A 14391-nucleotide genomic window follows, 5' to 3' on the forward strand; every position below is an offset into this window, starting at 1 on the left:
ATCGGCTATTGATTCATCTGTCATCGTATGAAATAATATATTATGTAATTATTAAAAAGTACAGATAGGGGAGAAGACGTGAAGAAACAGAAGAAAATCGCCGTCGTCAATGACGTGACGGGATTCGGCCGTTGTGCCGCCGCCGTCCAGCTTCCGTTGATTTCGGCAATGAAGGTGCAGGCCTGTATCTTTCCTACGGCAATCCTGTCGGTGCATACAGGGTTTCCTGCTTATTATATTGATGATTACGCAGAGCGGATGCCGCGGTATTTGGACAGCTGGCAGGAGAACGGACTTGTTTTCGACGGTATCCTGACCGGATTTTTGGGGTCAGTTGGTCAAGTGGATATTGTCAAAGAGTGTTTGCTTCGCGTTGGCAGAGAGGACAGCTGTATCGTTGTCGATCCGGTCATGGGCGATAACGGCAGCGTCTACGCTTCCTACACTGACGCCTTGTGTCGCGCCATGAAGTCGCTGCTGCCATATGCGACGATCGTTACGCCGAATTTGACGGAAGCCTGCCGTTTGGCGGAGCGTCCATATGTTGATGAAGAGCGTATTTCCGACAAGGAATTGATCGAATTGGCGGAAACATTGGCCGCGTCGGGGCCGTCGGGCGTCGCCATTACGGGGCTGCACAGAAAAAACTGCATGCGAACCTTGGTGTATGAACGGGAAAAAGGCGCCTCTTTTTTGGAAACGGAAAAGGTCGGCGGGGCGCGTTCCGGAACGGGCGATGTCTTTTCCGCCATTGTCGCCGCCGGCGTTGTGCAGGGGATGCCGCTGGACGATGCCGTAATGAAGGCGATGTCGTTTATTTGCCGCGTATTGCGCCATACTTTGGACGTACAGGAACCGGAAATGTACGGGTTGGTCTTTGAAGAGTTTTTAACGGAGTTATGATGAGGAGGTATTTTTGATGATCATTTATATGGCCGAGCAGGGGCGCTATCTCAGTCCGGCGGAAAGTTTGCGACATGATGCGACGCGAATGCGCAGCTTATATGTCAACTTGACGAATCGGTGCCCTTGCAGCTGTACTTTTTGTCTGCGAACGATGAAAGACATGCGCGACGATATGACCTTGTGGCTCCAACAGGAGCCGTCGGTAGAAGAAGTGAAGGAGGCCTTGGACGGGGCGCCTTGGCCGGTTATTAACGAAGTCGTGTTTTGCGGGTTCGGAGAACCGACGGAACGCTTGGAAACGGTCGTAATGCTCCTGCGCCATATCCGGGAAGCCTATCCTGCTGTCAAGACGAGGATCAATACGAACGGCTTATCCGATTTGCTTTACGGGCGCAATACGGCGAAGGATTTTGCCGGAGGTCTCCTTGATACGATTTCCATCAGCCTGAATGAATACAGTGCGGAACGATATCTGGCCGTGACCCGCAGCCGCTTCGGACTGGACTCTTATGACGCGATGTTGACGTTTGCCGAGCATTGCAAAGCCTATATTCCCCAGGTCGTCATGACCGTTGTCGATCAGGTGGAGTCACCGGCAGCAATCGAGAAGTGTCGTCAAATTTGTTCTCAGCGAGGCTTGACGTTGCGCGTGCGGCGCTATGAGGGAAATTGACAGCTGACAGTACTGTGTTCCTAGACCGGAATGTGACGCTCAACACGGCAATGCGGCGGCATAAGCCGTTCCTGTTGATTTTTACTATATGTTTTTATATAATGAAAGATAACGATTGAGCTATTTTGTATAAACAGTATCAGTTACAGTTTCCGGTGGAGGAATGCGATATGTGGAATAGAAGAATAGCATGTGTCATGGCTGTTATTGCCCTGTGTGGGACGGTAGCCGCCGGTGCGGCCGATTATTCGATTCTGGAAAAGGCGGAAAAGGTGGAAACAACGGTATACGGTTCTGCGCAAAGCGGCGCTCTGAATGACCGGATCGCCTCTTTGGATAAAGAACTCCGCGGCGGTACGGACAGCAGCAGTGCACAGGCGCGAACGGATGCGATATATAAGGAGGTCTACGGTAATTCGGGCGCCGATTTGTCGATGTTGGCCGCCGTCAATATGATGCAGTGGAAATATGCCGGGAAAGTGACCGATGAACCTTTGCTGGTGCGTGTGTCGGCCATGGAACAGGGACTCAACGGCGCTGCCGGTACGGGCCCGCTGCGCAGCCGCATCGCCTCGCTTCGGACGGCCTTGCTGGGGAACAAAAAATACACTTCGCAGCGCGTCACGATCCCGGCGGGGACTCTCGTCAAGATCCGAAATCTGGATGCCATTGATTCTGCCGTGGCGGCTGAAGGGGAGGTCGTTCATTTTTCCGTTTCAGAAGATGTTATGGTAGGCGATGTTGTTGTCATTCCGCGCGGCATGGATACGAACGGGACGATAACGAAGGCCCGCAAGGCCGGGCGGTTCGGCCGGGACGGGAAAATCGAGATTTCTTATGATTCCGTGCGCGGTGCTGACGGTTCGCCGATTCCGTTGGTTGTCGGCGAAAAGACGAAGGAAGAATACAAACGTACGGCCGGCGCTGTCGGCGCTTCGGCTGCCGGCGCCATCGTGTTGGGACCTGTTGGTCTTGTCGGCGGATTGTTTGTCAAGGGCAATAATGTGGAGATTCCGGCAGGTACGGAAATGTATGTGGAAACGAAGGCCGAAACGGAAGTCGTCGGCTTTAAGGAGGGCGGTGCTGCCGATGATATGTACTCGGCAGATCTTGCCGCGAGCGGTGTCTCGACAACGAAGAACGGCGCCGTTCCGGTGACGGGAGCTGAACCGGCACCGGCCGACAACGGTTTTGAAAAGCTGCACCGCGATATCGCCGCCGATACATCTGCTTCGTCCGGAGATGTGGTTCCCGTCAACTTGGAAACGACGGAAGGTCCTGTCGATGCCGGTACGGTTGTGAAGATTACGCCGACCGGTAACTAGATGATCAGGTGGCAGAGAATGAATAAGAAACTGACGCTTTCCGTCATGGCATTGCTGGTGCAGATGAGCGTAACAACCGTTGCGGCGGCAGATGCCGTTTCCTTGAAGGAACGTATCGAACAACCGAATAGTCGATCGACGGCGGCAGTGTCCGTGACCGATGGCATGAGCGTTATTCCCGTGGATCTGGATCGGGCGGCGCGGGATTCGGATCCGTCCCTGCCGCAGCCGCCGGTAAAGCTGACGGCAGATTCCTTGTCGGTCCGTGCTTCGGATCACCGTGTACAGGGCCGCGGCAATGTCGATGTTTACCAAGGTGTCGATGAGCTTCATACGGGCTATGTCGAAGGAAATTCGCAGTCGCAGCAGTATCACGCTCCCGGTGAAGTTCTCTACATCAGCGGCGGACAAGTTGTAAACGGTAAAGACATGGTTTATGACGGCGCGAAGAAGAGCGCTTCCATGGCTACAGTGAACGGATATGTGCAGGGGGGCGACGTTCCGTTGTATATTCGCGGCACCAGCGCCCAGTTGGATAACGGTGTCGTGTATATTCGCCGGGGCCTGATCACGACGCCTCACGCAGTAGCCGAAACGCCGGATTACTACTTGACGGGCGATGATATTCGCATTTATCCGGGGGACAGATTTACATCGGAAAATACGAAATTATGGTTTAAACATGTCTGTATTTTGACCTATGGTCATTACGAAGGCAATCTGACGCCTGAAGGCAATAAGCGCAGTTGGCTGTTTTCCTTGTTGCCGCAGCCGACATATAACAGTGATGACGGTCTCGGACTGCGAGGGGCCACGATCTTTCCGTTGAATCAAAACGGCGGCTTATCGCTGGATGTGGCGTATCAGCTGCATTTCAGCGGCGGATTCAAGCCGCAGGTCTTGCTGCACCAGCGGACGCATTACGGTGATTTCACCTTCGGATACAGCAAAGAAGAAAGTACGGACAATACCGATCACATTTGGGCTGTCAGGTGGCCTGAATTGCGGTATTATTTGCCGCGCCTCTATTTTGGCGGCTCCGGCATATATCTTGACGGCAGTGCCGCTTGGGGGCGCTGGTCCGAAGACGGGCGCAGAACGGGTTTGCATAAAGGCTATAGAGGGGAAATTTCCCATGCGCCGATAGCAATATGGAATGGCGCCGATGTACGTTTTTTTGCCGGGTATCGCCGCGACCTGTATGATGCGTATACGGCAGAACGGAGTGATTCCTATTGGGGGACCGTTTTGCATCAACGCCTTACCGATCGCCTGTGGACGACGTTGTGGTACAGAAAGCATAATATCAGCGGCTATACGCCGTATCGTTTTGATACGATCGACAAACCGCGGCAAAAAGGCATTTCTCTCGGATACGTGTTGACGCCGCGCGATACGTTTATCTTTTCCTTGGGAAAAGATCTGGACAACGGCGACATTTCCGAACGCAATTACACATGGGTGCGTGATCTGCATTCTTTTGTTGCAACGGTGACGTATAAACAAATAGAAAAACAATGGGATGTTGCCGTTATCGCCAAGGATTTCGACTTATAAATCAAGACTGTCATTCTGCAGAGAATGACAGTCTTTTTACTCCTTTTTTACACGAACGTGTTCATGTACGGCCCTTTTGCTAGTATAATATAAAGAAATATAGGCTTAAGCATTGATGGTATAGGATGTGATCTGATGGCATTGATTTACTGCGTAGAAGACGATGAAAGTATTCGTGAGCTGATTGCGTACGCCCTAAAGGCACAAGGGTTCGAAGCGGTGGCTTTCGGCGACGGGAAAGACTTTTGGGAAGGGCTCAAGCGGGAGATTCCGGATCTGCTGCTTCTGGATATTATGCTGCCCGGTGAAAGCGGTATCGAAATTTTGGAAAAACTGCGCAATAATGGTGATTATAAGCATATTCCCGTTATTATGCTGACGGCTAAGACGAGTGAGTACGATGTGGTCAAGGGGTTGGATAAGGGAGCTGACGATTATGTCTGTAAGCCCTTTGGCATTATCGAACTGATTTCCCGGATTCGGGCCGTATTGCGGCGGCGTCCGGGAGAGAATTTGAATAACGCCGTATATTCGTATGGACCCATTGTTTTAAATACGGACAAGCATGAAGTACGTGTTGACGGGGAACTTTGCCGTCTGACGGCGAAGGAATTCGAGTTACTGCGATACTTGCTGGTCAATATCGATATCGTCCTCAAACGGGATCAGATTATGGAAGCCGTTTGGGGCTTTACCTATGCCGGAGAAAGCCGTACCATCGATATGCATGTCAAGAGCCTGCGCCATAAGCTGGGCAACGGCGGCTCCGTCATCAGGACGGTACGCGGCGTAGGCTATGTCGTAGGTGGTCATTCGTGAAACGGCGCGTATACTTCAGCCTTCTTCTGATGGGGATTCTCTGCATCTTTTTAACGGCTGCCGGCTACAGTTGGGTTTTCTGGCAGTCGACGGAAGAGCAGTCGGCAGAAGAACTGCGCAGCGCCATCGCCTGTGTTTCCGTCGGCTTGAAAGAAGCGCCTGATAAAGACGCTTACTTGGCTCACGTCGTTTCCCAAGCGCGGGGGAACTTGCGTATTACGTGGATCGATAAGAGCGGCGATATTCTTTATGAATCCGACTATGACAAGGGAAAAATGGAAAACCACATGGCGCGGCCTGAGGTAAAGGAGGCTATTGCGACCGGCTCCGGCATGGCGATCCGCGATTCACAGACCTTATCCAAGGCATTGTATTACACGGCCCTGCGTCTGGACGATCAGTCCGTCCTGCGCGTCAGCACGGAGCGGAATACGCTGTACAGTCATCTGTTTGCCAGCCTGCCCATCTTGATTACCCTTATCGGACTGACCGTTCTGGCTTGTGTCATCATTTCGCATCGGTTGACGGAATCTCTCCTGGAGCCGTTGCGGCGGACTGCCAGAATCATCGAGCGGATCAATCTTTCGTCTCGGGAAGCGCAGGACGGCACCGCGGCTATGCCGACATCGGAACAGCTTCTTATCGAATATGACGAGATTCAGCCGCTGATTCACAAGATCGTTGAGCAGGGAAGGCAGATAAACGCCGATGTCCGGAGTTTGGAGCAACAGAAAAACACGGTCCGGCTGATGATGGAGAATCTTACGGAAGCCGTCGTGCTGACAGATAAAGACGCCAATATTCTCGGCATCAACGGTGTTGCCAAGCAGTTTCTGAATGTTAAGCAGCATCTGGATGTCTGCGGTTTGCCGTTGCCTAAAATCTTTCCCGAAGTGCCGTGGCAGCAGCTTTTGCACGAAAGGCTTCCCGATGACGGGATACGCCGCAAATTTTTGCGTCAAAGCCGCCAATATGAACTCATCATCCAGCGCGTGTATGATGACGGCGAATTTTACGGCGTAATTTTTATCGTCATTGACGTTACGGAGCGGGAACGGCGGGAACAGCTGCGCCGGGAGTTCACGTCCAACGTAACTCATGAATTGAAGACGCCGCTGACTTCGATAAGCGGTTTTGCCGAAGTGTTATCAGCCGGTTTGTATCAAAGCGATGCCGATGTTCACCGGTTTGGGCGCCGGATCCATGAAGAGGCGCAACGGCTTTTGGGCATGATTCAGGAAGTTATTCATCTTTCGCATATTGAAGAAGGAAGAAAAAGGAAGGAACCGGAAAAAGTCGTTCTTAAGGAATTGGCGGAAGATATTATCAATTTCATTTCACCGCTGATTTCCGATAAGCAGGTGACTGTACACTGTCAGATGGAAGCGGCGATGATCTGGGGAGATAAAGCGTTATTGCGTGAGCTTTTGATGAATCTCATCGACAATGCCGTCAAGTACAACCGCCGCGGCGGCCATGTGTACATCAACATCGCCGCAATCGGCGGCAAGGTTCTCCTCACTGTGCGCGATACGGGGATCGGTATTCCCGAGGATAAGCAGCAGCAGGTCTTTGAACGATTTTACCGTGTTGACGACAGCCGTTCGCAGAAAATCGGCGGCAGCGGTTTGGGATTGGCGATCGTCAAGCACATTGCCGAACAGCATCAGGGCCAAATACGGCTGCAGAGCAGAGAGGCCGAGGGGACGGAGATCAGCATCCTTTTCCCGGCGGCAAGATAATAATCGTATATACAGTAGCGTGGCTCCCTTGTCGGGGAGCCACTTTTTACAAAACTTTACATAGCGTATATGGAAACCTTACAGGTCCTTGATACCATAGGGATGTAGCAAAGAGACATGCAGTCAGCATACTTAAAGGAGAGGATTTATAATGAAATTGAAAAAATTGGTGCTCGTCGCTTTGGCAGCAATGATGGTTCTGGGCGCAGCCGGCTGTGGCAGTCAGGGCGGCGATGACAAGGGCAAGAAAGCGCAAGCCGTTTCCGGCAGCATTACGGGCTCCGGTTCATCGGCGCTGCTTCCTTTGGTCAAAGATGCCGCGGAAAAATTCAAAGCTGAAAATCCCGATGTATCAATCAGTCTGAATGCCGGCGGCTCCGGCACGGGCTTGAAACAGGTTGCCGACGGATCCGTTGATATGGGCAACTCCGATGTTCCGGCAGAAACCAAGTTATCGGCGGAACAGGCGGGCAAGTTGGAAGACCATAAGATCTGTGTCATGACGGTGGCCACAATCGTTCATCCCGACATTGCAACGGTTGTAAAATCGTTGACGCAACAGCAGCTGCAGGATATCTTCACGGCAAAGATCACGAACTGGAAAGACGTCGGCGGTCCGGATCAGGCTATCGTGCTCGTTACACGGCCCAAGACTTCCGGTACCCGCGCGCTCTATCAGAAATATGCCTTGAACGGACAGGAAGAAAGCAGCAACAAGACGTTGGAAACGGATAACTCCGGCATCCTCGTTCAAAGCGTTGCGCAAAATCCCGGTTCCATCGGCTATGTAGCTCTTCCGTACGTAGTGAACGACAAGAGCGTCGGCACCATCGCCATTGACGGTGTAGAACCTACTTTGGCCAATACGTACAGCGGCAAATACGCCGTATGGGGCTATGAACACGTATACACGAACAAACAGCCGAAAGATGCCGTAAAAGCCTTCATCGACTACATGCTATCCGATAAATACGGTCAGCGGATTGAAGAACTCGGTTACGGTGTCAGCAGCAAGATGCAGACTAAAGACGTTCATTAAGGAGGAAGTTCATGTCAACGCTCGATTTAGCTGCTTCACGAGCTAAAAGGCATGAAACCATTGCCCGCACACTGATATCAGTGTGCGGCATTGCTTCTGCCTTTGTACCTTTTTTTATCGGCGCCTTTCTGTTTTGGAAGGGCAGCGATACGTTCCTCGTGTTTCAGCATGGATTAACGGAATTTCTCTTTTCCGGGCAATGGGCTCCGAGTGATACTGCCGAAGGCGGCGGGATGATCGGTGCCGGCATGTTCTTGGCCGGGTCCCTGGTTACCTGTTTGCTGGCTTTGTTGATTTCGCTGCCGATCAGCATGGCGACTTCGATCTTCATGACGGAGATCGCCGAACCGAGGACACGCCGGCTTATACAACCGGCAGTGGAACTATTTACGGGAATTCCGTCAGTCGTATACGGCTGGATCGGCTTGACTGTATTGGTACCGTTTTTGCGGAAACTGTTCCCGATGCCTTTCGGCTTTTCCGTATTGGCTGCCGGCTGCGTGTTGGCAGTCATGATCTTTCCGACGATTACGACGATGGCCGCCGACGCGATGACGGCCGTACCGAATGCATGGCGTGAAGCGTCCTACGGACTGGGCGCGACGCGTTGGGAAACGATACGCAATATCGTCCTGCCGGCGGCCAGTGGCGGCATTTTTACGGGCATTATTTTAGGTTTGGCGAGAGCTTTGGGAGAAGCTTTGGCTGTAGCGATGGTTATTGGCCAGATGAAAGTTTTCCCGACGTCCCTCTTCCTGCCGGCCAGCACCTTGACGACGGCCATTGCTTCCGATATGGGCGGAGCGATGGAAGGCGGCGAATACAGTGCTGCCCTTTGGACAATGGCGCTTCTGCTCTTCATTTTATCGTTCGTGTTTATTTATCTCATTCACAGAATTCACAGTGCATCCGAATTGAAAGGACGGTCATAAAGCGATGAATTTGGCTCATAAAAAACGGGTCGATAAAATAATGACCTTGCTTCTCTTCGGCGGTGCGGCTTTCTCCGTCATCCTCCTCATTGCCTTTGTCGGCTTTGTCATCGGTCAGGGTTTCGGCGGCATGAAGCTGTCTATGCTGTCATTCTCCGGCAGCGGCTTGGGCAATATGTTCTTTAATACCATATATTTGGTGTTCCTGGCCCTCATCGGCAGCGCCATAACGGGAATTCCTGCCGGTATCTTTTTGGCCGAATATGCCGGTCACGGAAAGATTACCGAGTGGGTTCGCATGGCTGTTGAAACGTTGGCTTCCTTGCCGTCTATCGTTGTCGGGCTGTTCGGGTACTTGGCATTCATCGTTTTGACCGGATCGCAGTGGAATTTGTTTGCCGGCGCCATGGCCGTTTCCATTCTGACCCTGCCTTTGGTCACATCCGTTACGGAAGATGCATTGCGCAATTTGCCGGACAGTTATCGGCAAGGCAGTCTCGGTCTCGGCGCGTCTCATTGGCAGACTATTTGGCGCGTGCTCTTGCCGGCGTGTTTTCCGCGGATCATGACCGGTCTTATTATGGCGGCTGGACGAGGGTTCGGTGAAGCGGCGGCGTTGATGTTTACAGCCGGCATGTCGACGGATATCAACTGGAACAACTGGGACATCATGTCACGGACGTGTCCGCTTAACCCCTTTCGACCGGGCGAAACGCTGGCACTTCATATTTGGTCGCTGCGTACGGAAGCGCTGCATCCCGACGCCGTTCAATTAGCAGGCGCTTCTTCCGCCATTTTGATGATACTGGTCGTATCTTTCAGCTTGGCGGCCCGCTATCTCAGTTGGCGGATTGACAGAAAATTAGGAGGAAATAAATGATGACGGATTTGACGACGACACTGGGCGGTGCAGGGACGACGATCTCGGCCGGCAAATATACCGCTGCCGACATCGGTGATATGGCGGCGGAGAAATCGCAGGAATACACGTTTGATGTCAGCGGGCTCGACTTGTTCTACGACAAGACGCAGGCCTTGAAAAACGTTAATATGAAAATCAAGCAGCATGAGATCACGGCGCTGATCGGGCCTTCAGGGTGCGGTAAATCCACCTTTCTGAAGACGCTGAACAGAATGAATGACCTGATTGAATGCTGCCACGTTACGGGAAAAATTCTCTTTGAAGGAAAAGATATTTTCAGCGAAATGGATGCGCTGGCCTTGCGCTATCGGGTCGGGATGGTTTTTCAGCAGCCGACGCCGTTTCCGAAAAGCGTTTTTGAAAATGTCGCTTACGGGCCGCGTGTCCAAGGTATTACCAACAAAAAGGAATTGGCGCAGATCGTTGAAGAAAGTCTGAAGCAGGCCGTTATTTGGGATGAAATGAAGGACCGCCTTCACGAAAGCGCACTGGGCCTTTCCGGCGGTCAGCAGCAGCGGCTTTGCATCGCCCGCACCTTGGCGGCGCGGCCGTCCGTTATCCTCATGGATGAACCGACATCGGCCTTGGACCCGATTTCCACGCAGAAGATCGAAGATTTGGCGCTTGAATTAAAGCAAAAATACACGATCGTCATCGTGACGCACAGCATGCAGCAGGCAAAGCGTATTTCCGATAAAACCGGCTTTTTCCTCTTAGGAGAACTGGTTGAATTTTCGAATACTGTCGACATGTTTACGCAGCCGTCGAATGAGAAGACGGAAGCCTATATTACGGGCCGGTTCGGATGATGGAGGCAACGGAATGTTAGAAGTATATGAACTGAAAATAAAAGAGCTTGAAGAAAAAATCAATCAGCTCAGCGCGGCCATTGAAACGGCCGTCGATAAAACCTGGGAAGGGATCGAGTCGATGGATGAAAAGATCGCCGACGAAGTATACCGCGGCGATGATCTGATCGATTCCTTGGTGCGGGACTGCATGAAAGAGGACATGACTATCAGTCTGATGCAGAGTCCTGTCGCCGCCGATTGGCGCAAATTAATGGCAACTTTTAAAATCCTCTCCGATTTGGAACGTATTGCCGATCATTGCGCCGATATCAGTCATTACGTCCTTCATTTGAAACGGTTTCCCCCGGTACCGCAGCCGCCGTCACAACTGAAAGAGATGTATGACGTCATGCGGGCCATGGTGCGTGAATCAATTGCGATGTATAAAGGCGAAGGGCAGGAACGGGCCGAGTTGATGAAGGATCGCGATGACATGGTGGATACCGCTTTCAGCAACAGTGTCGAAGAAATTTCCCGTTACTTGACGGAAACACCGGATTATGCGCATCAATATGTGGATTACCTGTCTATTATCAAGTATATTGAACGGATGGCGGATCATGCCAATAATATTGCCGAATGGGTTATTTACCGGGAACGCAATGAGATTCTGGCGTAAGTTTTGATCAGGGAGTGCGAAAATAGCTCCTTTTGTACGGTTGCCGTGCGCGTTTGGGTGTATGAAACGGAATATTAATAAAAAAAAGACAGATATCAGTCGATATCTGTCTTTTTTTTATTAATATTCCGGAGGCATTGATTTCTTTGTACGCGGCAGGGAGAGTGATTCACCGGGAGATTCGTGATATTTCACAGGCGGTGCGGTAAAGCCTTTGCCGACGACTTCACTGGCATCGCTGATGATGATGAATGCCTGCGGATCTATCTTATTTACCAGCTCTTTGACCTTGGAAACCTCTGTCAACTTGATAACGGCGTAGATAATTTCCTTTTCCTGCATCGTGTAAGCGCCTTTGCCGGCCAAGTACGTAGCGCCGTGGCCGATGTAACGCATGAGGATTTTGGCAATCGTTTCGGATTGATTGGAAATGATCAGCACCGATTTGCGTTGCTGCAACCCGACGACGACTTTATTGGTTATGTACGTGGAAATAAAGGTGGCGGAGAAGGTGAGCACTGCGAGTTCCAAGGAGAACATGTAGGCTGCAAACAGCAGGATGACCGTATTTAAAGCCATTACGGCATTGCCCATTTCCAGCGAATAGAATTTTTTGATAATGGCGCCGAGAACATCCAATCCGCCTGTGTTGCCGTTATACTTGTAGATGATTCCCATGGCGATCCCGTTTAGGATACCGCCGGCGATGGCGGCAATGATCGGCTCCTGTATCAACTGCGTTTGGCTCGTGAAGGACATGGCGTCGATCATGGCAGAGTAAATAAAGGTGCCGATAATACTTAACAAGGTATAGCTGCGCCCCATGTATTTATAACAGCCGATCATGATGGGGACGTTGATCAGCAGGTTGCTGATGCCGATGGGAAATCCCAGGGCGTAATACAGCATGATTGCCACGCCGCTGATGCCGCTGCTGAGCAGGTGGTGAGGTAAAAAGAACGCATTGATACTGATTGCGGACAGGAGACTGCCGACAGTGGTTGCGACGTAGGGAATCGCCGCGGCTTTCCAGGAAAACGGTTCGGAATTACTCATGATGTTACCGCCTTTTCTGCCAATTACAAATGATTGAAAATAGTGTAAAATGTAGCTATAATGAAAAAGTATGTACTGTGAAAAGGATTATTGAAAATCCGAAAGATCGTCGCCTGCTTATTATTATAGCATGAACCCTTATGACATAGAAAGCACTGCGGCGGCAATGAGATGGGAGATAACGATGATTGAAGAAACAGGCTGCGGCAAGATCAACCTGGCCTTGGCCATTACGGGGCGACGACCTGACGGGTATCATGAAATCGATACGGTGTTCCAATCGATTGCGCTTCATGATACGATACGCTTAACGGAAGCCGAACGGTTCACGCTCACCTGTTCGGATAAAATGCTTCCTTGCAATGAAGAAAATTTGGCTTATCGCGCTTATCAAGCCCTGCTGCCTTACCGCTCGGGCGACCGGGGGGTTCATATCCACATTGAAAAGCGGCTTCCCGTTGCCGCAGGGCTGGCCGGAGGAAGTGCGGATTGCGCCGCCGTCCTGCGTGGATTGAACAGGCTTTGGGAGCTGGGGCTTTCGTCGGACGCGTTGGCTCGTATCGGCGCCGGTCTCGGTGCTGATGTTCCTTTTTGTGTTTACGGCGGCACGATGCATGGCCGCGGCATTGGGGAACGATTGGAGGCGTTGCCGCCGCTGCCGCCTTGGCAGGTCCTGCTCGTTCATCCCCGCTTGGAGGTGCACACGAATCAGGCCTATGCCCTTTACGATAAAAGAGACGATATTCGGGAGATTAGCGTCGAAGCGGTTGTTGCTGCTGTGCGGCAGCGAAATTTCCGAAATCTCCTGGCGGCAATAAACAATACCTTTGAGGACCTTGTCGTGCCGCAGCACGCGGTTCTTATCGAATTGAAGAGGATACTGAAGGCGGCCGGTTTCGCCGCCTTATTGTCGGGAAGCGGGCCGACCTTTTTTGCCTTATTATCGCCTGAGCATCAACATGAAAATATGCAGGAGCGCTTTGGAACGCTTTGCGGCGATGCCGATATATTTTTGACCACCTTAGCTAAAGGAGACGGAACTTCATATGAAGAGTAATGTGAGACATCGGACCTTGGAACCCATTAAACTGGATGCCTATAAGCCGTTGCGTGAAGTTGTCAGCCAGGCGTTGCGGCAGGCGATTAAAGACGGGGTTCTGTTGCCCGGCGAACGATTGATGGAGATTCAGTTGGCAGAAGAATTGGGCGTCAGCCGGACGCCGATACGCGAAGCCATACGGATACTCGAACAGGAAGGCTTTATTGTCATGGTACCGCGGCGCGGTACCTATGTCGCCGATATTTCCTTAAAAGATATTGCGCAAGTTTTCGAAATTCGCAGCGCTCTGGAAGAGTTGGCGGCAGGATTGGCGGCAGAACGGATCACGCCTGATGAATTGGAACAGTTGGAACGGATTCTGGTAGAGATTAATGAATTCATTGCCCACGATGAATTTGACAAGATCGTCGATGCCGATATTCGTTTTCACGAGATACTTTATCAGGCCAGCCGCAATGACCGGCTAGTTGATATCCTGCATAATTTGCGGGAACAAATGCTGCGTTTCCGTTCCATTTCCATGCACTATCCGGGGCGGTTGGCCGCAACCTGGGAAGAGCATCGCCGCCTGGTTGAATTCATTGCCGACAAAAACAGCTCCATGGCCCGAAAAGTGGCTAAGAAACACATGGAAAATTCGGAAAAAACATTATTGAAGGGGATCAGCAAAGACGAGGCATCAGCCCGTATTGTTCATGAATTATTTCCGCATTGAGGGGGAAGGGGTCTGCTATGTTGACACAAATTTTTTCGTTATTTCACAAAAAAACGGAAACGATGGATGAATTTGAAGAATTTCTTTTTGTACTGGCAACGATTTTATTCGGCCTGCTCTTTGTTCGCGTTTTAGTCGCGCTGATTATGGGGCGCTGGAATTTATTTTAAGGAGT

The 14391-nt window shown here is 51.4% G+C and carries 15 protein-coding genes; 14 read left to right on the forward strand and 1 reads right to left on the reverse strand.

The genetic code is table 11. The annotated features are described in order from the left end of the window. Positions 1-78 precede the first annotated feature (78 nt). The 11 genes from C0977_RS08365 to phoU all read left to right on the forward strand — a co-directional run bounded on the left by C0977_RS08365 (position 79) and on the right by phoU (position 11385). Entirely contained in the window at positions 79-903 is an 825-nt protein-coding gene (locus C0977_RS08365) for a pyridoxamine kinase (RefSeq protein ID WP_101913073.1), read from the forward strand. A gap of 16 nt (positions 904-919) precedes the next feature. Beyond that, on the forward strand, positions 920-1579 hold the full coding sequence (locus C0977_RS08370) for a TatD family nuclease-associated radical SAM protein (RefSeq protein ID WP_023053347.1): 660 nt from the start codon (positions 920-922) through the stop codon (positions 1577-1579). Positions 1580-1749: 170 nt separating this feature from the next. Beyond that, positions 1750-2904 carry a hypothetical protein gene (locus C0977_RS08375; RefSeq protein ID WP_145995086.1) on the forward strand — a complete coding sequence of 385 codons (1155 nt, stop codon included), beginning with the start codon at positions 1750-1752 and terminating at the stop codon, positions 2902-2904. An 18-nt stretch (positions 2905-2922) separates the two neighbouring features. Then, on the forward strand, positions 2923-4461 hold the full coding sequence (locus C0977_RS08380) for a hypothetical protein (protein WP_101913075.1): 1539 nt from the start codon (positions 2923-2925) through the stop codon (positions 4459-4461). Positions 4462-4596: 135 nt separating this feature from the next. Then, positions 4597-5280: a response regulator transcription factor gene (locus tag C0977_RS08385; protein ID WP_023053333.1), complete on the forward strand. Its 684-nt coding sequence runs from the start codon at positions 4597-4599 to the stop codon at positions 5278-5280. After that, the gene (locus tag C0977_RS08390) at positions 5277-7022 is read left to right on the forward strand and encodes a sensor histidine kinase (protein WP_101913076.1); all 1746 of its coding nucleotides are present in this window, start codon (positions 5277-5279) and stop codon (positions 7020-7022) included. The genes C0977_RS08385 and C0977_RS08390 overlap by 4 nt, the downstream gene beginning before the upstream one ends. A 151-nt stretch (positions 7023-7173) precedes the next feature. Next, the gene (locus C0977_RS08395; protein WP_023053338.1) at positions 7174-8061 is read left to right on the forward strand and encodes a phosphate ABC transporter substrate-binding protein; all 888 of its coding nucleotides are present in this window, start codon (positions 7174-7176) and stop codon (positions 8059-8061) included. Between the two features lie 11 nt (positions 8062-8072). Continuing rightward, positions 8073-8993: a phosphate ABC transporter permease subunit PstC gene (gene pstC, locus C0977_RS08400; RefSeq protein WP_101913077.1), complete on the forward strand. Its 921-nt coding sequence runs from the start codon at positions 8073-8075 to the stop codon at positions 8991-8993. Between the two features lie 4 nt (positions 8994-8997). Continuing rightward, positions 8998-9873, forward strand: coding sequence for a phosphate ABC transporter permease PstA (gene pstA / locus C0977_RS08405; RefSeq protein ID WP_023053332.1), 876 nt, complete (start codon positions 8998-9000; stop codon positions 9871-9873). Between the two features lie 80 nt (positions 9874-9953). Next, complete coding sequence (gene pstB / locus C0977_RS08410) at positions 9954-10724, forward strand: phosphate ABC transporter ATP-binding protein PstB (protein WP_234987629.1); 771 nt, start codon at positions 9954-9956, stop codon at positions 10722-10724. Between the two features lie 13 nt (positions 10725-10737). Next, positions 10738-11385 carry a phosphate signaling complex protein PhoU gene (phoU, locus tag C0977_RS08415; protein WP_101913078.1) on the forward strand — a complete coding sequence of 216 codons (648 nt, stop codon included), beginning with the start codon at positions 10738-10740 and terminating at the stop codon, positions 11383-11385. A 120-nt stretch (positions 11386-11505) separates the two neighbouring features. Here phoU and C0977_RS08420 read toward each other — a convergent pair whose 3' ends face one another. Beyond that, complete coding sequence (locus tag C0977_RS08420) at positions 11506-12441, reverse strand: YitT family protein (RefSeq protein ID WP_023053391.1); 936 nt, start codon at positions 12439-12441, stop codon at positions 11506-11508. 184 nt (positions 12442-12625) lie between these two features. On the opposite strand from C0977_RS08420, the gene ispE reads away from it, so the two are divergent. From ispE to C0977_RS11035, 3 genes are read left to right on the forward strand one after another with little or no spacing between them, the layout of a single operon-like run. After that, the gene (gene ispE, locus C0977_RS08425) at positions 12626-13498 is read left to right on the forward strand and encodes a 4-(cytidine 5'-diphospho)-2-C-methyl-D-erythritol kinase (RefSeq protein WP_101913079.1); all 873 of its coding nucleotides are present in this window, start codon (positions 12626-12628) and stop codon (positions 13496-13498) included. Next, the gene (locus C0977_RS08430; RefSeq protein WP_023053386.1) at positions 13488-14216 is read left to right on the forward strand and encodes a GntR family transcriptional regulator; all 729 of its coding nucleotides are present in this window, start codon (positions 13488-13490) and stop codon (positions 14214-14216) included. The genes ispE and C0977_RS08430 overlap by 11 nt, the downstream gene beginning before the upstream one ends. A 17-nt stretch (positions 14217-14233) precedes the next feature. After that, positions 14234-14386, forward strand: coding sequence for a hypothetical protein (locus C0977_RS11035; RefSeq protein ID WP_023053375.1), 153 nt, complete (start codon positions 14234-14236; stop codon positions 14384-14386). Positions 14387-14391 lie beyond the last annotated feature (5 nt).

Source organism: Megasphaera vaginalis (ex Bordigoni et al. 2020), assembly GCF_900240295.1.
Classification (GTDB): domain Bacteria; phylum Bacillota; class Negativicutes; order Veillonellales; family Megasphaeraceae; genus Megasphaera; species Megasphaera vaginalis.